19 protein-coding genes are annotated in these 23,202 nt (G+C 70.0%); 10 read left to right on the top strand and 9 right to left on the bottom strand.

The genetic code is table 11. From position 1 onward, the window contains the following. The 4 genes from ACFWYW_RS43000 to ACFWYW_RS42985 form a co-directional block, all read right to left on the bottom strand. Positions 1-583: AAA family ATPase (locus ACFWYW_RS43000; protein ID WP_379641261.1), on the bottom strand; the 583-nt coding region annotated here is incomplete at its 3' end. After that, complete coding sequence (lysS, locus tag ACFWYW_RS42995) at positions 580-2,172, bottom strand: lysine--tRNA ligase (protein ID WP_379611281.1); 1,593 nt, start codon at positions 2,170-2,172, stop codon at positions 580-582. The genes ACFWYW_RS43000 and lysS, both read right to left, overlap by 4 nt. Then, the gene (locus ACFWYW_RS42990; RefSeq protein ID WP_379611280.1) at positions 2,169-3,575 is read right to left on the bottom strand and encodes a purine-cytosine permease family protein; all 1,407 of its coding nucleotides are present in this window, start codon (positions 3,573-3,575) and stop codon (positions 2,169-2,171) included. The genes lysS and ACFWYW_RS42990 overlap by 4 nt, the downstream gene beginning before the upstream one ends. 9 nt (positions 3,576-3,584) lie before the next feature. After that, the gene (locus ACFWYW_RS42985; protein ID WP_184958829.1) at positions 3,585-3,935 is read right to left on the bottom strand and encodes a DUF4440 domain-containing protein; all 351 of its coding nucleotides are present in this window, start codon (positions 3,933-3,935) and stop codon (positions 3,585-3,587) included. A 77-nt stretch (positions 3,936-4,012) separates the two neighbouring features. Here ACFWYW_RS42985 and ACFWYW_RS42980 point away from each other — a divergent pair, with 77 nt between their 5' ends. Continuing rightward, complete coding sequence (locus ACFWYW_RS42980; protein WP_379611279.1) at positions 4,013-4,741, top strand: glycosyltransferase family 2 protein; 729 nt, start codon at positions 4,013-4,015, stop codon at positions 4,739-4,741. Continuing rightward, positions 4,726-5,694, top strand: a complete 969-nt coding sequence (locus tag ACFWYW_RS42975) for a ketopantoate reductase family protein (RefSeq protein ID WP_379611278.1) — start codon at positions 4,726-4,728, stop codon at positions 5,692-5,694. The genes ACFWYW_RS42980 and ACFWYW_RS42975 overlap by 16 nt, the downstream gene beginning before the upstream one ends. On the opposite strand, the gene ACFWYW_RS42970 is transcribed toward ACFWYW_RS42975, so the two are convergent. Continuing rightward, entirely contained in the window at positions 5,660-6,187 is a 528-nt protein-coding gene (locus tag ACFWYW_RS42970; protein WP_379611277.1) for a DUF6886 family protein, read from the bottom strand. The genes ACFWYW_RS42975 and ACFWYW_RS42970 overlap by 35 nt on opposite strands. Before the next feature lie 103 nt (positions 6,188-6,290). Here ACFWYW_RS42970 and ACFWYW_RS42965 point away from each other — a divergent pair, with 103 nt between their 5' ends. Then, the gene (locus ACFWYW_RS42965) at positions 6,291-6,665 is read left to right on the top strand and encodes a hypothetical protein (RefSeq protein ID WP_379611276.1); all 375 of its coding nucleotides are present in this window, start codon (positions 6,291-6,293) and stop codon (positions 6,663-6,665) included. Between the two features lie 63 nt (positions 6,666-6,728). Then, on the top strand, positions 6,729-8,633 hold the full coding sequence (locus ACFWYW_RS42960; protein ID WP_379611275.1) for a nitrate- and nitrite sensing domain-containing protein: 1,905 nt from the start codon (positions 6,729-6,731) through the stop codon (positions 8,631-8,633). Here ACFWYW_RS42960 and ACFWYW_RS42955 read toward each other — a convergent pair. The 3 genes from ACFWYW_RS42955 to ACFWYW_RS42945 are packed head-to-tail and all read right to left on the bottom strand — an operon-like array spanning position 8,623 to position 10,425. Continuing rightward, positions 8,623-9,489: a TolB family protein gene (locus tag ACFWYW_RS42955; RefSeq protein ID WP_379611274.1), complete on the bottom strand. Its 867-nt coding sequence runs from the start codon at positions 9,487-9,489 to the stop codon at positions 8,623-8,625. The two genes, ACFWYW_RS42960 and ACFWYW_RS42955, sit on opposite strands and share 11 nt — an antisense overlap. A gap of 39 nt (positions 9,490-9,528) precedes the next feature. Then, a complete protein-coding gene (locus tag ACFWYW_RS42950) occupies positions 9,529-10,269 on the bottom strand; it encodes an MBL fold metallo-hydrolase (RefSeq protein WP_379611273.1) in 741 nt (246 codons plus the stop codon). Positions 10,270-10,284: 15 nt separating this feature from the next. After that, positions 10,285-10,425 (bottom strand): hypothetical protein, encoded by a 141-nt coding sequence (locus ACFWYW_RS42945; RefSeq protein ID WP_379611272.1) that lies wholly within the window; start codon positions 10,423-10,425, stop codon positions 10,285-10,287. A 313-nt stretch (positions 10,426-10,738) separates the two neighbouring features. On the opposite strand from ACFWYW_RS42945, the gene rho reads away from it, so the two are divergent. From rho to ACFWYW_RS42930, 3 genes are all read left to right on the top strand, one after another. Further along, positions 10,739-11,821 (top strand): transcription termination factor Rho, encoded by a 1,083-nt coding sequence (rho, locus tag ACFWYW_RS42940; RefSeq protein WP_379611271.1) that lies wholly within the window; start codon positions 10,739-10,741, stop codon positions 11,819-11,821. Positions 11,822-11,837: 16 nt separating this feature from the next. Further along, positions 11,838-12,689, top strand: coding sequence for a putative RNA methyltransferase (locus ACFWYW_RS42935; protein ID WP_379611270.1), 852 nt, complete (start codon positions 11,838-11,840; stop codon positions 12,687-12,689). Between the two features lie 144 nt (positions 12,690-12,833). Then, a complete protein-coding gene (locus ACFWYW_RS42930) occupies positions 12,834-14,597 on the top strand; it encodes a prolyl oligopeptidase family serine peptidase (protein WP_379611269.1) in 1,764 nt (587 codons plus the stop codon). 19 nt (positions 14,598-14,616) lie between these two features. Here ACFWYW_RS42930 and ACFWYW_RS42925 read toward each other — a convergent pair whose 3' ends face one another. Continuing rightward, positions 14,617-16,158 (bottom strand): PP2C family protein-serine/threonine phosphatase, encoded by a 1,542-nt coding sequence (locus ACFWYW_RS42925; protein WP_379611268.1) that lies wholly within the window; start codon positions 16,156-16,158, stop codon positions 14,617-14,619. Between the two features lie 120 nt (positions 16,159-16,278). Between ACFWYW_RS42925 and ACFWYW_RS42920 the strand changes: the two genes are divergently transcribed. The 3 genes from ACFWYW_RS42920 (at position 16,279) to ACFWYW_RS42910 (ending at position 22,874) form a co-directional block, all read left to right on the top strand. Next, entirely contained in the window at positions 16,279-20,445 is a 4,167-nt protein-coding gene (locus ACFWYW_RS42920) for a HAMP domain-containing protein (RefSeq protein ID WP_379631435.1), read from the top strand. A 4-nt stretch (positions 20,446-20,449) separates the two neighbouring features. Continuing rightward, positions 20,450-21,079: a two-component system response regulator gene (locus ACFWYW_RS42915; RefSeq protein WP_379611265.1), complete on the top strand. Its 630-nt coding sequence runs from the start codon at positions 20,450-20,452 to the stop codon at positions 21,077-21,079. A 646-nt stretch (positions 21,080-21,725) separates the two neighbouring features. Continuing rightward, on the top strand, positions 21,726-22,874 hold the full coding sequence (locus tag ACFWYW_RS42910) for a VLRF1 family aeRF1-type release factor (RefSeq protein ID WP_379611264.1): 1,149 nt from the start codon (positions 21,726-21,728) through the stop codon (positions 22,872-22,874). The last annotated feature ends 328 nt before the right edge of the window (positions 22,875-23,202 follow it).

The raw sequence follows: 23,202 nt of genomic DNA, 5'->3' as shown, positions 1-23,202 counted from the left end.
GTGGCGCGTGTAGCCTCGGGCTCTGACACCCCCCGGTCACCCCGGGCGCGGGGGGCGCGGGGAGACACCGCTGTTCCAGGGCCGCCAGGATGTCCCGCACGGTCTCGTCCACGCTCAGGCCGCTGGAGTCGATCCAGTGGCCGATGCGCGGCGTCTGTGTCCGCAGCACCTGGTCGAGCTGGGCGACCGTCCAGTCGCCGTAGCCCGTCTTGGGCCGTTCGCGCTCGCGCCGCTCGACGGACTCCGCCGACGGCGCGAGCACCACGACGTGGAGCGGGCGGCTGCGGATCAGCTTGGTGACGGTCTCCAGATCGGGACCCAGCACGACGTCCTGCAGAACCGGTGTGAACCCCGCCTCGAAGTAGCGGTCGGCCACCTCGGCGGCGATCGCGTAGCGCAGGCGGAGCTGGCGCCGCGCCTCCTCGGACGGCTCCGCCGACATCTCGGCGCGGCCGTTGACCACCATCTTGCGGAAGACGTCGCCGCGCACGTGTACCGACCTCGGCAGCCGCTCGGCCAGCGCCTGGGCGACCGTGGATTTGCCGGAAGCGGAGATGCCGGTGATCAGGATGACCGCTCTCATGGGGTCAAGAGGGTACGCACCCGGTCGGCCCCCACGGCCAGCAGGAGGGTCGGCAGCCGCGGCCCGGTGTCCCGCCCGATCAGCAGGTGGTACAGCAGCGCGAAGAAGGCCCGCTGCGCCTGCTTCAGCTCGGGAGTCGGCTTGGCGTCCACCGGGAGACCGGCCACGAGCTTCGGCACGCCGTACACCAGCGTGGTGAGGCCCTCGACCGACCAGTGCTCGTCGAGGCCGTCGAGCAGCAGGCGCACCGACGCGGCGCTGTCGTCGTCGAGCGCGTCGAGGCGTTCGGCGTCGGCACTGTCGCGGACGCGGGTGCGCTGCTCGGCGGGCACCTGCGTGTCCACCCAGCGCTGGGCGCGGTCGAGGCGCGGACGCACCTCGTCCAGGGCGGCGACGCCGTCGACGTCGGCCAGGATGCGCAGGGTCTGGCGCTCGTCGCCGGTGGTGATGTCGGCGATCGAGGCCAGCGTGCGGTAGGCGACCGGGTGGGGCGTGGCGGGCAGCGCCGCGACGGCGGTGGAGGTGGCGCGGGTGTGGGCGGCCTTCTCGGCGGGCAGCCCGCCGCCACCCGTGATCTTGCGGCCGAGCGCGTCCCACTCGTCGTAGAGGCGCTGGATCTCCTGATCGAAGGCGATCTTGAAGGACTGCTCGGGCTTACGGCGGGCGTACAGCCAGCGCAGGACCGGGGCTTCCATGATCTCCAGGGCGTCGGCCGGGGTGGGCACGCCGCCCTTGGAACTGCTCATCTTGGCCATGCCGGTGATGCCGACGAAGGCGTACATGGGGCCGATGGGCTGCGCGCCGCCGAAGACCTCGCCGACGATCTGCTCGCCCACGATCCACGCCGAGCCGGGCGAGTGGTGGTCGACACCCGACGGCTCGAACACCACTCCCTCGTACGCCCAGCGCATCGGCCAGTCGACCTTCCACACCAGCTTGCCCCGGTCGTGCTCGGCCAGCCGTACACTCTCGCCGAATCCGCACGCGCACGTGTAGGCCAGCTCGGTGCTCTCGTCGTCGTAGGCCGTGACGGTGGTGAGGTCGCGCTCGCAGAGCGCGCAGTAGGGCTTGTACGGCGAGTAGCGCTCGACGGCCTTGGTGCGGTACTGCTCCAGGATCGCGTCGATCTTGACCCGGTGCTCCATCGCGCGCAGGATCTGCTTGCGGTAGGCGCCGGCGGTGTAGCGCTCGGTCTGGCTGATGGCCTCGACCTCGATGCCGAGCTCGGCCAGTGCGGCGGTCAGCGGCGCCTTGAAGTGCTCGGCCCAGCTCGCGTGCTCGCTGCCGGGCGGCGCGGGCACGGAGGTCAGCGGCTTGCCGACGTGCTCGGCCCAGGACGGGTCGACCCCGGCCGGTACGCGGCGGAACCGGTCGTAGTCATCCCAGGACAGCAGGTGCACGCAGGCCCGCCCGCGGCGCCGGATCTCGTCGGCGACCAGGTGCGGGGTCATGACCTCGCGCAGGTTGCCCAGGTGGATCGGACCGGACGGGCTCAGGCCCGAGGCGCAGACGATCGGTTTGCCCGGTGCGCGACGATCCGCCTCGGCGATGACATCGTCTGCGAACTTGGCGACCCAGTCTGCGATCATCGTCCCATTCTGGCAGCCGGGGGCCGCCACACGAGCGTGATCAGGAAGTACAGCAGGCCGCCGAGCACGAGCGCCACGACGACGCCCACGTTGGCGGCGCCGAACGTGCCGGCCCGCATCGACTCGCTCATGAGGAAGCCGACGACGTTGGCGATGTTCGGGTCGGCGGAGGTGATCAGGCCGAGCCCGGTGACGGATGCGGCCACGAGCGCGATCAGGCCGGGCCAGTTGAAGGCCGGTCCACCGGCGCGCAGCAGCCCCTCGTCGTACCGGCTGCCGCGGCGCCACATGTCGACCAGGAAGACCGCGACCCAGGCGGCCATGACCACCCCGATGATCGACAGGAACGCCTGGAAGGTGGCCAGGAAGTTGCCCGAGACGAACAGCAGGTAGTAGCCGCCGAGGATCATCAGCACGCCGTCGAACAGCACGGCCAGGTGCCGCTTCACCGGTACGCCCAGCGCCAGCATGGACAGCCCGGACGAGTAGATGTCCATGATCGCCCCGGCCAGGAACCCCCCGATCGCGGCCAGCAGGTACGGCAGCAGAAACCACGTCGGCAGCGCGGCGGCCAGCGCGCCCACGGGGTCGGCGGCGGCCGACTCGGCCAGCTTGGGGTCGCCGCCCGCCAGCAGCACGCCGAACACCAGCAGGACCATCGGCGGCAGCGCGCCGCCCAGCGTGGTCCAGAGCGTGATCGCCGAGCCTTTGGATCGGGCGGGCAGGTAGCGGGAGTAGTCGGCGCCGCAGTTGACCCAGCCGAGGCCCAGGAGGGTCATCGCGAAGATCACGCCGCCCGCCCAGGCTCCGGGGCCGCCGGTCGAGGGCAGGGAGACGCCCAGCTTGGGCAGCATGAGCGCCATGTAGACGACCGTCAGGACGATGAAGGCATAGGTCAGGTACCGCTGGACGGTCATGATCATGGCGTGGCCGTACACGCCGACGGCGATCGTGACCAGGGCGGCGACCACGAAGCAGATCGCCAGCGCGCTCGTCTGGCCGAGACCCGGCGCGAGCCGGGTCAGGATGGCGGCGCCGCCCTGCGCGGAGAGCGTGACCAGGACGGTCTCCCAGCCGACGTTCGAGACATAGGACAGCAGCGCGGGCAGCTTGTTGCCCTGGATGCCGAACGCGGCGCGGCCGAGCGTCATTGTCGGGACGCCGGAACGGGCTCCGCCGATGGCCACGAGGCCGACCAGCCCGAACGAGAGCAGGTAACCGAGGGCCCCGGCGGCGATCGCGGGCACCACGCCGAGCCCGAGCCCGACGATGTAGACGCCGAAGGCGATGCCGAACAGGGACAGGTTCGCGGCCGCCCAGGGCCAGACCAGGTCGAACGGCCTGCCGCGCCGCTCGTCCTGCGGCACCGCGTTGATGCCGTTGCGCTCGACGGTCATCGTCATAGGCGGAGATTACAACCGCGTGTTCTGGTCGTGCAGGAGGAGCCAGGCGTCGCCGACACGGGTGAAGACGAGGCTGACGAGGTTGCGCGCGTGGTAGTCGCCCTCGTGGTAGTCGGCCTCGTAGACCGAGACCAGGGTGCCTTCGGTCTCCTTTTCCCAAATCCGGCACATTTTCTGCGTCCAGTCAAGCTCGGAAAACCACTCACGGTGGAACTCCAGGACTGCCTCGCGGCCTTCGAGCGTCTTCCCGTTCGGGAGGACCACGATCACGTCGTCGTGCAGGGTCTCCGCGTAGGCCTCCAGATCACGGCCGGCGATGGCGGCGAGGTGCGCTTCTATCGTTTTCTGGGCAGAAATCATGATCTAAGGTTATAGATCCTTTGCAGGTGCAAGGCAATGTCAAGCCGCCTGCAGGCACCCGGGGAGACCTTGCTCACATGAAGCTCTCCACCAGTGTCACCGTCGTGGTCCCGGCAATGAACGAGGCCGAGAACCTGCCCCACGTCTTCGCAACGCTGCCCTCCTGGATCGACGAGGTCATCCTGGTGGACGGCAACTCGACCGACGACACCGTCGCGGTCGCCCGCAGGCTCCGTCCCGACCTTCACGTCGTCACGCAGACCGGCCGGGGCAAGGGCAACGCCCTCATCGCCGGTTTCGCCGCCGCCAAGGGCGACATCATCGTCATGATCGACGCGGACGGCTCGACCGACGGCCGCGAGATCGGCCTGTTCGTCGAGGCCCTGATCGAGGGCGCCGACTTCGCCAAGGGCTCGCGCTACGCGCCCGGCGGCGGCTCCAGCGACATCAGTGTGCTGCGCTCGTTCGGCAACCGGGTCCTGACCGGCCTGACCAACCTGCTCTATGGAACGCGCTACACCGACCTCTGCTACGGCTACAACGCGTTCTGGGCCAGGCACCTCGACGCGATGGCGCTCGACTGCGACGGCTTCGAGATCGAGACGCTGATGAACGTACGGGCCGCCCAGGCCGGTCTGCTCATCCAGGAAGTGCCGAGCCACGAGCACTGCCGCATCCACGGCGAGAGCAACCTGCACGCCGTACGCGACGGCTGGCGCGTGCTGAAGACGATCCTGCGCGAGCGCAACCGGGGACTGGTCGCCGCTCCGGCGCCTAGTAGCCTCGGATCATGCGCTATATCGTGATCGGCGCCGGCGCCGTTGGCGGCACCATCGGGGCCAAGCTCTTCCAGGGCGGCCATGATGTGCTGCTGATCGCCCGCGGCGCCCACTACGAGTCCCTCCGCGCGAGCGGCATGAAACTGATCTCCCCGTCCGGCGCGGAGACGCTGGACATTCCGGTGGCCGACCGCCCCGTCCCCACCGGCGACGACGACGTGATCGTCCTGGCGACCAAGTCGCAGGACACCGTCGCCGCCCTGGACCCGTGGTCGCGCGACCTCCCGGTCGTCCTGGCCCAGAACGGCGTCTGCAACGAACCTGTCGCGCTGCGGAGGTTCGAGCGGGTCTATGGCATGTGCGTCTGGCTGCCCGCCCTGCACCTGGAGCCGGGCGTGGTCATCTCGTACGGCGCGCCGCACCCCGGCATGCTGCACGTAGGACGTTATCCACAGGGTGTGGACGACCTGGCGACCCGGATGACCGACGACCTCACCCGGAGTGGGTTCGTGGCGCGGGCCGTACCGGATGTGATGCGCTGGAAGCACGGCAAACTGCTCGGCAACCTCGGCAACGCGGCCGAGGCCCTGTGCGAGCCCGGCGGCTTCGGCGACATCCACCGGCAGGCCAGGACCGAGGCGATGGGCCTGCTCGACGCGGCCGGGATCGCCTTCACCACCCAGGACGACGAACGGCGCGTGCGCGGCCACCTCGTGGACCTCGCCCCGATAGACGGCGTCGCCAGAGGCGGCGGGTCGTCCTGGCAGAGCCTGGCCAGAGGCGCGGGCAGCATCGAGGCCGACTACCTCAACGGCGAGATCGTGCTGCTGGCGCGCGAACTCGGCCGGCCGGCTCCGGTGAACGAGGTGCTGCAGCGCGAGGCCAACCGGGCGGCCCGCGAGAAGCTGCCGCCCGGCTCGATGCCCGTGGCCAAACTTCAGGCGCTCATCGACGAGCGTTCCGCAGCCGTATCCCGCTGAACTCCAGCGTGCTGGCGGTGACCTCGTTCCAGAACGGCCAGAGGTTGTCCAGCACGCGCAACTGGATCCCCGCCTCCTCGTGCAGGTCGATGAGGTCGGTGACCGGCTCGGGCGGGCCGAGCGGCCGCACGGGGACCTGGGCCACGACCGCGTGCGGCGGGTCGCCGATGGGCTCGAAGGGGTCGGCGGGCAGGCGGTAGGCGAACAACCGGACTTCCATGATCGCCTTGAGCCAGCCGTACTCGATGGCGTGCACGCGCTCGCCGCAGCCCGCGCCGATGATCCGCTCGGCGTCGCGCTCGGTCGTGCGCGGGCCCTTCCACGCCAGCGCCCTCGGGCAGGCGCGCGGGAACCAGTAGTCGGGACAGCGCTCCGGGCCGACGGCCCAGACGTATGACTCGCGCAGCACCGAGGTCTTCGCGACATGCGGCACGAACTGCTTGATCGTCGGGTCTTCCGAGAAGTGCAGCACCTGTCCTGGTCCGGGTCTCATGTCACCATCCTGATGGTCTGACCGGCCAAAAGCCGAGCGACACGGCAAGGGCCCCGCATATCGCGGCCCTGTCGGGGCAGAGCGACGGTCGAGGTGAGTTCAGATGATCGTTTTGGGTCTTGTCCTAGTCCTGATCGCCACCGGCGCGATCGTGGTCGCGTCGATGGAACCGAGCGCGACCGCCACCGACGCCTCCTTCACCGTCTTCGGCTACGGCTTCGCGCCGAACCATCTGGAGATGTTCGTCGCGGGCGCCGTCGTCGCGGCGGTCCTGCTGCTGGGCATCGCGATGGTCAACTCCGGTTCCCGCCGCGCGGCCAAGCGCCGCAGGGCGCTGCGGCACAACCGCTCCGAGGCCGTCCGACTGGAGGAGGAGAAGCGGGAGCTCGAACGCAAGCTGGAGCGCGAGCGCCACTCCGAGGATCAGTTGGTCGCCGGGGCACCTGCCCAGCGGCGGCCGGAGGATGGTCCGGCTTAGCCCCATTTATCCGGGTGTTCGGTGTATCGTGCGAGGCGCTCTCATCGTGCACCCGGAGGTCGGATGCCCCCCCAGCGTGGCCGCCCCATTGCGCTCAAGCTCCTCGTCCTGCTCTTCGTCCCGCTCATCTCGCTGGTGGGCCTGTGGGCGTTCGCCGCGGGACTGACCGGTGGCGACGGACTGCGCCTCCTGGAGATCAACAAACTGGTCACCAACCTGTCCGACCCGGCCGAGCAGGTCATCGTCCAGCTCCAGCAGGAGCGGCACCTTTCCGTCGAGCACGTCTCGGGAAAGCGGCAGAGCGCCCAGGTGGCCAAACAGCGGGGGCTGACCGACCGGGCGCTGACCCGCTTCCACCGGCTCGCCGCCGAGCAGCGGGACATCTCCCCCGAGATGGACACCCAGCTGCGCGGCCTCAACACCGCTCTGGAACAACTGCCCGACATCCGGCGCATCACCTCCGGCGGCGCCCCGCGCGCCCTCGACGTGATCATCGGCTACAACCGGATCGTGGACGCCGTCTACCGTCTGCACGACGTCATGGTCCTGGTCCCCGACACCTCGCTCTACCGGCAGGCGCACGCCGTCACCATGCTCGGCGAGGCCAAGGAACTGCTCGCCCGCGAACGGGCCGTCGTCGTGGTCGTGCTGGCCGCCGGCAAGGTCGGCAAGGCCGAGCGCGAGACGTTCACCGGGATGGTGGCGACCCGACGGCTGCTCTACACCCAGGCGCTGGCCCAGCTCGATCCCGGGCTGCGGCTGCCGTACGAGAGCCTGACCCAGGGGCCCGCCTACCGCGAGTTCCTCGAACTCGAAGACCTCCTGCGCGGCCCGGCCACCGTCAACGGCCTGCCCGCGGGCGCGGCCACCTGGCCCACCGACGCCGACAACCTGTGGGCCGCGGTCGAGCGCAACCAGACCTTCGCCGTCCAGGGCATTGTGGCCCGGGTCAACCCGGCCGCCAACGCCATCCTGATCAAGATCGGCATCGCGGGCGGCGTCGGGCTGCTCGCCGTCATCGCCTCCATCGCGCTGTCCCTGCGCTTCCGCCGCCGCCTCGTGCGCGAGCTCGCCGCCCTCCGCGCCGCCGCCGCCGAGCTGGCAGAGGTACGGCTGCGCGGCCTCGTCCAGCGGTTGAAGGCCACCACGACCCAGGCCCCGGAGCCGGTCCAGGTCATCCCGCTGGAGGTCGCGGCCAACACCTCCGAGGTGCGCGACATCATGCAGGCGTTCAACAGTGTGCAGTCCACCGCGGTGGAGGCCGCCGTCGGCCAGGCCAGGCTCCGCCACGGCGTCAACCAGGTCTTCGTCAACCTCGCCCGGCGCAACCAGTCGCTACTGCACCGCCAGCTTCTCCAGCTCGACAGCATGGAGCGGGGCGCCGAGGATCCCGAGGCGCTGGCCGACCTGTTCAAGCTCGACCACCTGACCACGCGCATGCGCCGGCACGCCGAGAGCCTCATCATCCTGTCGGGACAGGCGCCGGGACGCGGCTGGCGCAACCCGGTCCCGATCCTCGACGTGCTGCGCGCCGCCGTCGCCGAGGTGGAGGAGTACCAGCGGGTGGAGATCCTCCAGCCGCCCCCGCTCGCGCTGTCCGGCGCCGCGGTCACCGACGTCGCCCACCTCGTCGCCGAGCTGGTGGAGAACGCCACGCTTTTCTCGCCGCCGCAGACGCGCGTGGACCTGCGCAGCACGACCACGCCGCACGGGCTGACCATCGAGATCGAGGACCGCGGCCTCGGCCTGCAGCGCGCCGAGATCGACGAGCTCAACGCGCGCCTTGAGGAGACGCCCGAGTTCGACCTGGCGCAGAGCGACCGGCTCGGGCTGTTCGTGGTGGCGCGGCTGGCGGCCAGGCACGACATCAGGGTCCGGCTCGGACCCTCACCGTACGGTGGCCTGACCGCCCTCGTCGCCCTGCCCTCAGGGCTGTTGCACGAGCACGCGCCGCTGGTCAGCCGCTGAGGCCGCTGAGGCCGCTGACCTGGAGCAGGGCCGCGTCCTTGGCGCCCGCGGGCTCGGCCAGGCGGCGTACCTCCTCGCCGTTCCGGTCGAGGATGACGATCTTGCCGGCCGTCCTGACCACCATGCTGCCGTCGGGCCGGTAGAACGCGCCGGTCAGCCGGCCCTTCACCGGGATCGCCCGCTTCTTGCCCGTGGCCGTGTCAATGAGTACCGGCGTGAACGCCGACGGCCACGTGCCGTCGCCCGGCGTCTCCGGGTCGGACGGGACCTGCACGACCGCCTTGCTCCCGTCAGGCGACAGGCTCTGCACGTGGGTGATCGACTTGACGCCCTTGACCCTGTCGTCCTTGCCGGTCTTCGTGTCGAGCAGGTAGAGGGCGTCGGCCTCGCCGGTGTACCCGGCCAGGTAGCGGCCGTCGGCCGACCAGGCCAGATGGCAGACGCCCTTGGTCGAGCCGAGCTTGCGCGCGCCGGTGCCGTCGGCCCTGACCGCTATGACCGTCTCGCCCTTGACGTAGGCGACCTGCTTGGAGTCGGCCGACCACGTCGGCGTCAGGCAGGGCGTGCCGCCCTGGAGCTTCGTCGCGACCGTGGTGAGCGTGCGGCCCGCCTTCACGACCAGCTTGCCCTTGTCGGTGATCCAGGCCGCCTTACGGCCGTCGGGCGCCGCCGCCATCTGCGGCATCGCGCCGGTGCCGGCCAGCGTGCGCCAGCCTTCGCCCTTCTCGTACGCCCGCACCTTGCCGCTCTTGTCGTAGGAGAAGTAGACCAGCTTCTCCTGTGCCGCCGTGGCCGCCTGGGCCGTCACCGGCACGACCAGCGCGGCGCTCAGCACGACACCCGCCAGGACCTTCATGGAATTCCCCCGCTCAATGGAACTGTCCCCTCCTTGATGTCACAGCTGGACGAAGGGTTCGGGGAAATGCGACGTGGCGAGCAGCGTGTGTCGCGCGCGCACCCGGGCGACCTGCTCCAGACGGGTCTTGGCCGCCAGGTCGGAATCGTCGTCGTAGACGTAGCGGATCGACGGGTCGGCCAGCTGCACCGGGTGGTGGAGGATGTCCCCGAACACGGTGACGCCTTCGGTCTCGACGATCTGGTGGCCGGCCGTGTGGCCGGGCGTGAGCCGTACCCACAGGCCGGGGGAGATCTCCGTGTCGCCGTCGACGACGTGCAGCCCGTCGCGGAGAGGATCGAGCACGGCGGTCCTGATCGTGTCGGAGACGGCCTCGACCTCGGCGCGCTGGACCACGTGGCGGGCGTTGGCGAAGACGGGCCTGCCGCCGGTCACCGAGCCGCCGCAGTGGTCACTGTGCAGGTGCGTGATGACGACCGTGTCCACGTCCTCGGGCGCGGCGCCGGCCGCGGCCAGTTCGGCGAGCAGGCGGCCGGGCACCGGCGCCCAGGCCGCGGCGGGCGAGTCGGCCGCGCCGACGCCCGTGTCCACGAGCGTGAGCCGGCCGTCCCGCCCGCGCAGCAGGTAGCAGTGGAAGTGCAGGATCCACAGGCCCTCGTCGGCGTGAGCGCCGGGGAAGGTCTCCAGGAACGGCAGGCGGAGAGCCGGGCCCATGGGGCCGACGGCGTCGCACAGTGGTGTGATCTCGACGCCTGCCACGGTCGTCGATGGGTGGGGCATCCGCCCAGATTAGGGCTAAGCGGCCACCGAGTGCCTGGCGACGTAGTCGTTCTCCAGGTCCGCGGCGTAGACGGCGCGGCGGCACGTGGAGCAGCGGTACATGATCGGGCCCTCGTCGAGCTCGGTCTGACACCTCGGGCACTGGGTGCTGGTCATGATGGCGGTCCCCCTAGGACGTTCTCTCACATCTATGAAAGCCTCAGCGGATTGCAGCGGCCCTGCAGCCCGCTTGACACGTTCTACGCCGTTGTGCTTCACACCTGGGGGGCGAACAAGCGAAGACCCCCCGGGAATAGCACCGAAGGGCTAGACGTTCTGGGGATCGGAACGTGTGATACGTTTCGAGCAGCGTCGAGCTCATGGCTCCGCTGCACTCCCCTTTCGGTGGCCCCGCCCGTGTTGAGGTCCGGCCCACCGTCTATCAACACCTTAGCCGACCTGCGTCGGCATGCCCTCAAGGAGGGTCATCATGTCTGTCCAAACCATTCCCCGGCAGCGGTCACAAGCCCCCGCCCGGCAGGTCACCGGCCTGCTGGACATCCGCGGGAAGACCGCCCGCCTCGGCGATCTGCGCATCGCCGCCGACCGGGCTCAGCAGCTCGGGCTGCGCCACGGCGACCAGGTCGTCGCCGTCGCGTCCGGCGCCAAGCTGACCTCGGTCGAGAGCGTCAACGGCCGCGCCGACTGGCGCGAGCGGCCGCACTTCGCCGATCTCACCCCCATCTATCCCACGGAACGGCTCGCCATCGAGACCGACTCCCTGACCACCCGCGTCATCGACCTGTTCGCGCCCATCGGCAAGGGTCAGCGCGGGCTCATCGTGGCGCCGCCCAAGGCCGGCAAGACCATGGTCCTGCAGGCGCTGGCCGCGGCCGTCACCGCCAACCACCCCGAGGTCCACCTCATCGTGCTGCTCGTCGGCGAACGCCCGGAAGAGGTGACCGAGATGCGCACCACGATCGCCGGCGAGGTCTACTCCTCGACCTTCGACCACCCCGACCAGGAGCACACCGCGGTCGCCGAACTCGCCATCGAGCGCGCCAAGCGCCTGGTGGAGCAGGGCAAGGACGTGGTCGTGCTGCTCGACTCGCTGACGCGGCTCGGGCGGGCGTACAACAACCTCTCGCCGGGCACCGGGCGCGTACTGACCGGCGGGCTGGCCGCCGCCGCCCTCTACCCGCCCAAGCGCTTCTTCGGCGCCGCGCGCAACGTGCGCGACGGCGGCTCGCTCACCATCCTCGCCACCGCCCTGGTCGGCACCGGTTCCAGGCTGGACGACAGCCTGTACGAGGAGTTCAAGGGCACCGGCAACAGCGAGATCCACCTGACCAGGGACCTGGCCGAGAAGCGCCTGTTCCCCGCCGTCGACCTCGACGCCTCCGGCACGCGCCGCGAGGAGATCCTGCTCGACGGCCACGAGCGGCAGATCGTGTGGAAGCTGCGCCGCATGCTCACCTCGCTCGACCGGGGCAAGGGCACGGAACTGCTCATCGACAAACTCCGCGAGACTCCCTCCAACGCGGCCTTCCTCCTCCAGGCCGCCGCCTCCTGAGGTCCACAATGGACGGATGCTCGCCGACGCCGTCCCGTACCTCGTCTGCCCCGTCTGCAGGGGCGCCTTCGAACTGCTGCCGGGCACGGTGCGGTGCGCCTCCGGTCACGCCTTCGACATCGCGCGCCAGGGGTATGTGAGCCTGCTGACCGGCTCGAAGCCGCCGGGCACCGCCGACACGCCCCAGATGGTCGCCTCCCGGGAGGCGTTCCTGGGCGCCGGCCACTACGCGCCGCTCGCCGCCGAACTGGCCTCGATCTGCTCCGGCGCCTCGGTCGTCGTGGACGCGGGGGCCGGGACCGGCTACTACCTCGCGCGAGCGCTGGACTCCTCCGCCGTCGGGATCGCCTTCGACATCTCCAAGCACGCGGTGAAGCGGGCCGCTCGGGCGCACGAACGGGCCGGGGCGTTCGTCGGTGACGTGTGGCAGCCGCTGCCGATCGCCGACGGCGTCGCCGACGTGGTGCTCGACGTCTTCGCGCCGCGCAACGGGCCGGAGTTCGCCCGCATCCTGCGTGCGGACGGCCGGCTGGTCGTGGTGACGCCGGCGAGCGGGCACCTGCGGCCGCTGGTCGAGGAGCTCGGGCTGCTGACGGTCGACGAGGACAAGCGTGAGCGGGTGGCGCGCGGTCTGCCGGACTTCACTCTGGCCGGACAGAGCCTGCTCGCCTACGATCTTGAGCTGGGCCCGGACGAGGTCGCGGAAGTCGTCCGCATGGGCCCGAGTGCCTGGCATCTGGAGGATGATGTTCTCCGGGCCAGGATTTCCCGGCTCTTCGCTGAGAAAAACCTGGGGAAAGTGTCAACCCAAGTGGCATTTGAACTGTCTATCTTCGTGACAGGACCACGATCAAGGCTCGTTCCTTGACGGACATATGCGACCCGTGTTACCGATGGGGTATTTAGTCCGAAATTCCCCCACATTCCTCAAGTATTTCCGCGACACAGGCGCAATACTGGACGCCAACCGCGCCCGGGAAGCGCGCGGTGCCAGAGGGAGGGGACGCGCCGGATGAAGGCGGAGGAACGCTGGCAGGCCAGGTTCCGGGCGCCGAGAATGACGTTGCCCACGTGGGCGCGCCAGGCCCCGAACCGCTCGATCTACAGGAGCAACGCCACCGGAACCTGGGAGCTCTACGCCTGGGACCGCACCGCCGGAGTCACCCGCCAGGTCACCGAGCAGCCCAAAGGCACCGCCCACGCCGCCATCGACCCCACCGGCCAGTGGATCTACTGGTTCGCCGACCCCGAGGGCGACGAGCTCGGCGGGTGGATGCGGCAGCCGTTCACCGGCGGGCCCGACGAGCCCGTCGACCCGTCCATCCGCGCGGGCCACCCCGGCGGCATCATGCTCTCGGCCACCGGCGCCGCCGCCATCAGCCTCGCCGGCGAGGGCTCCTTCCGCATCCACCTGGTCCAGCCCGGCGAGCCCACCACGCTCATCTACGAGCACACCGAGGCCGGCTGGGTCGCCGACATCTCCCTCGACGGCTCCCTCATCGCCATCAACCACGGCGAGTACGGCGACTTCCGCCGCCCCGCGCTACGCGTCGTGCGCCCCTGCGGCGACACCGTCGCCGAGCTCTACGACGGCCCCGACAAGGGCGTGGTCGGCCTCAGGTTCGCCCCCATCATGGGCGACCGCCGCCTGCTCACGCTCCATGAGCGCCGCAGCCGCCACGAACCGCTGGTCTGGGACCCGGCCTCCGGCGAGCAGCGCGAGATCTGGCTCAAGGACCCCGGCGACCTCAACGCCGAGTGGTACGCCGACGGCCGCGCCCTGCTCATCACCCGCGAGGACCGCGCCCGCAGCTACCTCCACCGCTACGACCTGGGCGGCGGCGGCCTCACCCCGATCGAGACCCCGCACGGCGTGATCGACGAGGCGGCGCCGCGGCCCGGCGGCCACGTGGAGTACTCCTGGTCGAGCGGCTCGCGGCCGCCCGTGGTGCGCTCCAGCAACGGGCAGGTCGTGATGAACCCGGCCGGTCCGCCCGCCCCGCCCAGCGTCCCGGTCGAGGACATCGACGTCGAGGGCCCCGGCGGACGCATCCACGCGCTCATCTCCCGCCCGGAGAACGGCGCCGCGCCGTACCCGACCGTGTTCCTGCTGCACGGCGGCCCGACCGCGCAGGACCGCGACTCCTACTCGCCCGAGGTCGCCGCGTGGGTGGACTCGGGCTACGCGGTGGTGCGGGTCAACTTCCGCGGCTCCACCGGCTACGGCACCGCCTGGCGCGACGCCCTGCACGGCGACGTCGGGCACATCGAACTGGCCGACGTCGCGGCCGTGCGCGAGTGGGTGGTGGCGCGCGGCGTCGCCGACCCGGAGCGGCTGGTGCTCGCCGGCACCGCGTGGGGCGGCTTCCTGGCGCTGCTGGGCATGGGCGTCCAGCCCGACCACTGGCGGGCCGGCATCGCCGCGGTCCCGATCGCCTGCCACCAGACCTGCTACGAGGACGAGGCGGAGAGCCTGCGCGCCTACCAGCGCTCGCTGTTCGGCGGCTCCCCGGACGAGCAGCCGGAACGCTACGCGGCCAGCTCGCCCATCACCTATGTGGACCGGGTGAAGGGGCCCGTGCTGATTCTCGCCGGCGAGAACGACACACGTTGTCCATTGCGGCAGATCGAGAAGTACGTGGCGAAACTCGCCGAGCATGGGCGCGAGCACGAGATCTACACCTATGACGCGGTGCGGGGCTCACTCGTAGTGTCGGAGCGTATTGCGCAAATGGCACTCCAGTTGGATTTCGCCCGGAAACATACTCAGCATTAGGCCTGGGCATAAAAGAGAGTCAGCGCGCACGCAGGACCAGGATGGCCAGGTCGTCGGCGCTGGGCTCGGGGGCGTAGTCCTCGGCCGCGCGGCGGATGCGCTCGGCCACCGCGCGCGCCGACAGCCCCACACACTCCGCCAGCAGCTTGGCCAGCCCGCCGCCGTCGTCGAGCAGCCGTCCGCCGCTGCGGCGCTCGGTCACCCCGTCGGTGACCGCCAGCAGGACGTCGCCGTGGTCGAGGTGGATCGTGTCGGCCTCGAACTGCACCTCGGAGAAGACGCCGAGCAGCGACTGCGGCGTGGTGACCGCCTCCACGACCCCGCTCGGCTTGAGGCGCAGCGCCTCGGGGTGGCCGGCCGACACCAGGCGTACCTCCAGGCCGCTCGGCATCGGCGTGATGTCGCCATGGAGCAACGTGAGAAAGCGGGCCCGCTCCCCCTCCTCCAGGATCGCCTGGTTGAGCCGGCCCAGGACGGCGGCCACGCCGTAGCCCTCGCGGGCCAGCAGGCGCAGCGTGTGGCGGGCCAGGCCGGTGACGGCGGCGGCCTCGGGGCCGGTGCCGCAGACGTCGCCGATGGCGAAGCGCCAGGAGTCCTCGGCCGCGAACAGGTCGTAGAAGTCGCCGCCGACCTCGTTGGCCTCGCCGGCGGGCTCGTAGACGACGCCGTAGTCGAGGCCGGGCACCTCGGGCTCGTTCGGCGGCAGGAGGCTGCGCTGCAAAGCCCGGTTGGCGGCGGCCTGCTGGGCGTACAGGCGGGCGTTGTCCATCGCGAGCGCGGCGCGGCGGGCGATGTCGTCGGCGAACTGCACGACCTCGTCGGGGAATCGGTCCGTACGGCCGAGGCACATCATGCCGAGCTGACGGCCACGCGCGGTGAGCGGAACGGCGAGGACCTGCGAGCCGTCGAGATGGACGGTGGACGTGGCGCGCGTGTCGGCCTCGTCGATGCCGATCCCGGCGAGTTCCTCGCGCAGCCCGTCGATCCGGGCCTCGTCGGCGTGCCACAGGTACGCCAGCCGCAGCGGCCCGACCGCGCCGTCGGTGGTGTAGACGCCGCACCAGCTCGACAGCCTGGGCACGACGATCTGGGCGATGATCGCGGGCACCATGTCGGGGTCGAGCGTACCGGCGAGAAGGTCGCTGGCGTCGGCCAGGAAGCCCAGCCAGTGGGGGCCCCTGGAGGTGTCCTCCGACCATTCGGCCGCGACTCTCTCCGACGAACCCGGTAGCGTGAGCCTTGCCCAATGGACACGGGAATCGCCCGCGAAGGTGATCCCCCACTCCTCCACCTCGACCGAAGGACCCTTCGGGTCGGCCTGGGGAGCCGTGCGCTGCCGCAGCTCGACCTGCACCGCGTCGCCGAAATGTTTCCAGATCACCTCGAACGGCTCGTCCGCGACCTGAGCTGCAAGCTCACCGGCGATCTGCTCCGCGTCCGCCAGCACGGCGGCGACCGCCCAGGCGGTCATCACCTCTCGAGTGAACCTCCTGGCCGCGGGCACGGCTGACTCACCCGGCGCGAACGTCGCGGCGAGCAGCGCGTGGGGAGATGCAGTCATCCCACCGTGCCTACCACAATTACCGCTGACATGGGGTAAATCCAAGGACAGGACTACGAGCTACTCATCGTGACAGACTTGAATCACTCGCGGCGGCACCCCGGGAGTGAAGGAGGCCCCATGACCACGGCCAAGATCGCGCCGAATCCGGAGGAAAGGACCTACACCGAGGCGGACCTAGTACCGATCTTGGAGACCCTTTTCTCCTGGCGCGACGGCGACTTCCGGCGTCGTGTCCCGCATGCTCCCGCAGGGATACTCAGCGAGGTGCGGCTGCTGCTCAACGAGGTGGCCGACCGTCGCGAGCATCTGGCGAACGAGCTGGTACGCGTCCGCAAGGAAGTGGTCAAGGAGGGCCGGTTCGGGGAACGGCTGACGCCGGGTCCCGGCGTCGGAGCCTGGGCCGAGAGCGTCGAGTCCGTGAACATGCTGATCGACGCGCTGGTGAGCCCGGTCAGCGGCGCCGCCGACGTGATCGACGCCGTCGCCAAGGGCGACCTGTCACGGCGCATCGACCTCGACCGCTCGGCCAGAGGCGAGGTACGCAGGCTGGGCAAGGCCATCAACGGCATGGTCGACCAGCTTGCGTTGTTCAACTCCGAGGTGACCAGGGTGGCCCGCGAGGCGGGCACCGAGGGCCGGCTGGGCGGCAGCGCGAACCTGCGCGGCATGTCGGGAAGCTGGCGCGACCTCACCGAGGCCGTGAACACGATGTCCTCGCGCGTGGCCGCGCAGGTGCGCGACATCGCGGTCGTGACCACCGCGGTGGCCAAGGGCGACCTGAGCCGCAAGGTGACGGTCGACGCGGTCGGCGAGATGTTCGAGCTCAAGAACACCGTGAACACGATGGTCGACCAGCTCTCGGCGTTCGCCGAAGAGGTGACCCGGGTCGCCCGCGAGGTGGGCACCGAGGGCCAGCTGGGCGGCCAGGCGCAGGTGAGCGGCGTGTCCGGGGTCTGGAAGGACCTCACGGACAACGTGAACTTCATGGCCAACAACCTGACCTCCCAGGTCCGCAGCATCGCGACCGTGGCGACGGCGGTGGCGCAGGGCAACCTGTCCAAGAAGATCACCGTCGACGCCGAGGGCGAGATCCTGGAGCTCAAGGAGACCATGAACACCATGGTCGACCAGCTCTCGTCCTTCGCCGACGAGGTGACCAGAGTCGCCCGCGAGGTCGGCACCGAAGGCAAGCTGGGCGGCCGCGCCGAGGTGAAGGGCGTCTCCGGCGTCTGGAAGGACCTCACCGACAACGTCAACTCGATGGCCAACAACCTGACCTACCAGGTACGCAACATCGCCCAGGTCACCACCGCCGTGGCCAACGGCGACCTCACCCGCAAGATCGACGTGGACGCCCAGGGCGAGATCCTGGAGCTGAAGTCGACCATGAACACCATGGTCGACCAGCTCTCGTCCTTCGCCTCCGAGGTCACCCGAGTCGCCCGCGAGGTCGGCACCGAGGGCCAGCTGGGCGGCCAGGCCCAGGTACGCGGCGTGTCCGGGGTCTGGAAGGACCTCACCGAGAACGTGAACTTCATGGCCAACAACCTCACCTCCCAGGTGCGGCAGATCGCGGCCGTCTCCTCCGCGGTGGCCCAGGGCAACCTGTCCAAGAAGATCACCGTCGACGCGCAGGGCGAGATCCTCCAGCTCAAGGACACCCTCAACACGATGGTCGACCAGCTCTCGTCCTTCGCCGACGAGGTGACCAGAGTCGCCCGCGAGGTCGGCACACAGGGCCAGCTGGGCGGCCAGGCACGGGTGCAGGGCGTGTCCGGTGTGTGGAAGGACCTCACCGACAACGTCAACTTCATGGCCAACAACCTGACCTACCAGGTGCGTAACATCGCCGAGGTCACCACGGCCGTGGCCAACGGCGACCTCACCCGCAAGATCGACGTGGACGCCCAGGGCGAGATCCTCGCGCTCAAGACCACCATCAACCGGATGGTCGACCAGCTCTCGTCCTTCGCCTCCGAGGTCACCCGAGTCGCCCGCGAGGTGGGCTCGGAAGGCCGCCTCGGCGGCCAGGCCCGCGTCGAGGGCGTCGAAGGCACCTGGAAGCGGCTGACCGAGTCCGTGAACGAGCTGGCCGGCAACCTCACCACGCAGGTACGCGCCATCGCCACCGTGACCAGCGCCGTCGCCCAGGGCGACCTGACCCGCTCCATCGCCGTCGAGGCGCAGGGCGAGCTGGCCGAGCTCAAGGACAACGTCAACTACATGGTGGCCAACCTCCGCGAGACCACCCAGGCCAACCAGGAGCAGGACTGGCTCAAGTCCAACCTGGCCCGCATCTCCCGGCTCATGCAGGGCCACCGCGACCTGTTCGAGGTGGCCAAGCTGATCATGAGCGAGCTGACGCCGCTCGTCTCCGCCCGCTACGGCGCCTTCTACGGCCGCGCCCCCGAGGGCGAGCACGACCTCGTCCTCATCGGCGGCTACGGCGTCCGCCCCGACCGCGGCCCGAGGCAGATGTTCGCCATCGGCGAAGGCATGGTCGGCCAGGCGGCGGCCGAGGGCAGGCACATCATCCTCGACAACGTGCCGGCCGCCTTCATCACCATCGACAGCGGCCTGAGCTCCTCCACGCCGGCGCAGATCGTGGTGCTGCCGATCCTGTTCGAGAGCCGGGTGCTTGGCGTGCTGGAGCTGGCCTCCTTCACGCCGTTCGGCGAGGTCCACCTCGACTTCCTCACCCAGCTCGTCGAGACCATCGGCGTCACGATGAACACCATCATCGCCAACTCCCGCACCGAGGACCTGCTCACCGACTCCCAGCGCCTCACCCGTGAGCTGCAGGAACGCTCGGACGAGCTGCAGCGCCAGCAGGAGGAGCTGCGCCGTTCCAACTCCGAGCTGGAGGACAAGGCGGGCCTGCTGGCCAAGCAGAACCGCGCGATCGAGATCCAGAACTTCCAGATCGAGCAGGCCAGGCGGACGCTGGAGGAGCGGGCCGAGCAGCTCGCGGTCTCCAACCGCTACCGGTCGGAGTTCCTGGCCAACATGTCGCACGAGCTGCGTACCCCGCTCAACAGCCTGCTCGTGCTGGCCAAGCTGCTCACCGAGAACGCCGAGGGCAACCTGACCTCGCAGCAGGTGGAGTTCGCCCGCACGATCCACGGCGCCGGCTCGGCCCTGCTGCAGCTGATCAACGACATGCTCGACCTGTCCAAGGTGGAGGCGGGCCGGATGGACATCCACCCGGCCACGCTCTCGACGCCGAAGCTGGTCGACTACGTCGACGCGGCGTTCGCGCCGCTGGCCCAGGACAAGGGCCTGGCCTTCAGCGTCGAGGTCGACGAGGGCGTACCGCTGGAGCTGCACACCGACGAGCAGCGGCTGCAGCAGGTGCTGCGCAACCTGCTGTCCAACGCGGTGAAGTTCACGCCGAAGGGCGAGGTCAAGATGCGCGTGGTCCGCGCGCCGTCCGGCATCGAGTACGACGACGCGATCCTGCGCGAGGCCGACGACCTGCTCGCCTTCGAGGTGGTCGACACCGGCATCGGCATCGCGCCGGACAAGCGGGAGGTCATCTTCGAGGCGTTCCGCCAGGCCGACGGCACCACCAGCCGCAAGTACGGCGGCACCGGCCTCGGGCTGTCGATCTGTCGTGAGATCGCCCGCCTGCTCGGCGGCGAGATCCACGTCGACAGCGAACTCGGCAAGGGCAGCACGTTCACCCTCTACCTGCCCGCCTCCTACAACGGCCCGCTCCCGGCCGGCGACGGCGGCACGGCCCGGCGCCAGGTGCTGGCGATGCCGGTGGAGGAGCCCACGGTGACGATGCCGGAACCCCCGCTGCCCATGGACCTCCAGCTGCCCGAGCTGTCGGAGCAGGTCGAGACCAGCAAGTGGAAGGGCGACGACCCGCTGTCCGGCGCCAAGATCCTCATCGTGGACGACGACATCCGCAACGTCTTCGCCCTCACCAGCGTCCTCGAACGCCACGGCTCCACCGTCGTCTACGCCGAGAACGGCCGCGAGGGCATCGAGCAGCTGGAGCGCAACGAGGATGTGGCTCTCGTCCTGATGGACATCATGATGCCCGAGATGGACGGTTGGGCCACGACCTCGGCAATCCGCCGCATGCCACAGTTCGCAGACCTGCCGATCATCGCGTTGACCGCTAAGGTCATGCGGGGCGATCGTGAGAAGAGCATCGCCTCAGGTGCCTCTGACTACGTGCCCAAGCCAGTCGACGTGGACCGCCTGCTCGAACGGCTGCGCGGTTGGCTCAGCCGTGGGCGGGTGAGCACGACCGACTCAGCAGAAGGATCGTGATCGAGTGCCGGAACGAGCGAAGATCCTCCTGGTCGACGACCGGGAGGAGAACCTCATCGCCCTGGAGGCCATCCTCAGCTCCCTCGACCTTGTGCCCGTACGGGCCAAGTCGGGCGAGGATGCCCTCAAGGCGCTGCTCAACACCGAGTTCGCGCTCATCCTGCTGGACGTGCGGATGCCCGGCATGGATGGCTTCGAAACGGCCGCCCACATCAAGCGGCGCGAGCGTACCCGGAACATCCCGATCATCTTCCTGACCGTGGTCGACAGCGCCCCCGACTACGCCTTCCGCGGTTACGCGGCCGGCGCCGTCGACTACCTCACCAAGCCGTTCGACCCGTGGGTGCTGCGGGCGAAGGTGTCGGTGTTCGCCGAGCTCTACAACATGAACAAGCGCCTGGCCGAGCAGGCGTCGCTGCTGCGCGACCGCATGGCCGCCGAACTGCCGCCCGGCGCCTCCGTCCAGGGCTCGGTCCTGCCCGAACTCTCCCGCCGGCTGGCCGCGGTGGAGGACGAACTGGCGAGGGTGCGCGAACTGGCCCGCAAGTCCCCGGACCCGGTTCTCACCGCCCCCCTCACCGACCTCACCGAGCGCCTCGCCAACCTCCGCGCAGGCTTTGACGCGCTCTCGTAGATCTTCTCCGGAGTATTAGCCGCGCCTTTTCCGCGCCCGCTCGACGCGGCCGCTAGACCCGCTGTGGCTTGCGTCCCGGTTTGCGTCCCGGGCTTGCGGACCGGGCTTGCGGACCGGGCTTGCGGACCGGGCTTGCGGACCGGGCTTGCGGACCTCCGCCGGTTGGCCTTTCCCCCCGCCTCCAAGTTACGGCCGGCCCCCGCCCACGCCACCCGCCGACGTGGGCGGGCGCAGGTCGGGGGGATCGCTTCTCACGTCGGACGTGGTCCCCACCGTTACGGCGCTTCGCCGGCCCGTTCCCGCGGCCCCACCTCGGGCAGCGGCGCCCCTTGGCAGCACCACAGCGGTGGCCACCCCACGCCCAAGCCCTGAGGCACCACCCAGGGCAGAACCCCCGGAGGTCCGTCACCCGAGGCCAGAGTGCCCCGATGTGTGGTCAGGCGAGGGCTTGTAGGCGTTGCCGGAGGTGGTGGCTTTGGTGGTGTCCCGGGACCGACTGCCGAGGTGTGTTTGCCCGGTGGTGAGGGAGCGGCTGGGATCAAGGTGGGGGTAAAACGCGGGGAAATATCCGGTAGAGGTGGGGTTTGTGGTGGGTTGGGGTTTTTAGAGTCGGTAGTGACTCGATGCCGGAGAACGGAGAACTGCCGTGTTCGATCAGACCTTCCTCCGCGAGCTCGCCGCCATGAAGGACGAGGCGGGCGTGGTGTCGCTGTACACCACCGCCGACCCTCGCGAGGAGGCCTCCACCCGGCCCGCCCGCGGGATCCGGCTCAGGAATGAGCTGTCCGCGATTCGGGATCACGTCAACACCTGGCCGGATCGCGAACGCCGCGAGGCTGTGTTCCGCCGGCTCGAAGCGCTGGAGCCGGACATCCTCGAACTTCTCGATGCCACCGAATCCGGGATCGGACGGGCGCTGTTCGCCTCGGTCAGCGACCACGACGTCCGCACGATCAAGCTGCAGGTCCCGATCGAGGACTGCGCCGTGCTCGAATCCACCGCCTACGTCCGCCCGCTGCTCACCGCCATGGCCACCAGCGCCCCCGCCGGTCTGGTGCTCGTCTCACGGGACGGCGTGCGCCTCATCGACCTCCGGTACGGCGTCGCCGAGGAGATCGAGCACAAGACCTACGAGATCGACACCGAGGACTGGCGCCCCATGCGCGGCCCGGGTCCGGGCGGAACCGCGCAGTCCAGCTCCACCCAGACCGACCGGTTCCAACGCCGCGTCGAGGACCACCTGCGCCGCAACCTCCACGGCAGCGCCCCGGAGATCGCCCGCCAGGCCAGGTCCCGCGGCTGGACGGACGTCCTGCTGATCGGCGACGTGGAGCTGACCGAGGTGCTGGCCGGGGCGGTACATCCCCTGGACGTCGTCCAGGTGGACACCATCGTCGACACCCTCCCACCCGCGGAGGCGGCCAAGCACGTGGCCCCGGAACTGGCCGCCACCCGCGAACGCCGCGACGCCGCCCTGGCGGCAAGGGCAGTGGACGCGGCCAAGTCCGGCGGCCGAGGCTCCCTGGGCCTCAACCAAACCCTCGCCCTGCTCAACGAAGGCCGGGTAGACCACCTGCTGCTGGAGGAGTCGGCGAAGTGGTCGGGCTTCAAGGGCCTGGACGGCTACCTGTACGACCACGCACCGGCAGGCGTCCCCTCCGACCCCGAACCCGACCTGGGCGAACGCATGATCGAGGCCGCCCTGAACACCGGAGTGACCCTGACCATCCTCACCACAACCGGCGCCGAAGCCCTGGCCGACTACAACGGAGTAGCCGCCCTCCTCCGCTGGTAACACCCGACCGGCAAAGCAGGGACACCCAGTAGCCGGCGGGCCTTCCGTGGGTGGGGGCTCACGAAGGGCCGTTGCGGTGGGGCGTCTGTCCGACGTGAGAAGCGATCCCCCCGACCTGCGCCAGCCCGCGTCGGCGGGTGGCGGGGGCGGGGCTGGCCGTAACGGAAAAGCAAGACCCGCACGGAAAGCAGGACCCGCACGAAGAAGCAACGGCCCGCATGAAGAAGCAACGGCCCGCACGGAGAAGCAACGGCCCGCACGAAGAAGCAACAGCCACCAAGGAGAAGCAAAAGGCCCGCACGGTGCGTGCGGGCACCGGACGGGATGG

Origin of the sequence: Nonomuraea sp. NPDC059023, assembly GCF_042740095.1 — a bacterium.
In the GTDB taxonomy this organism is placed as follows: domain Bacteria; phylum Actinomycetota; class Actinomycetes; order Streptosporangiales; family Streptosporangiaceae; genus Nonomuraea.
Note: the sequence above shows the minus strand (reverse complement) of the source record. Positions and strands in the feature narration are given on the sequence as shown.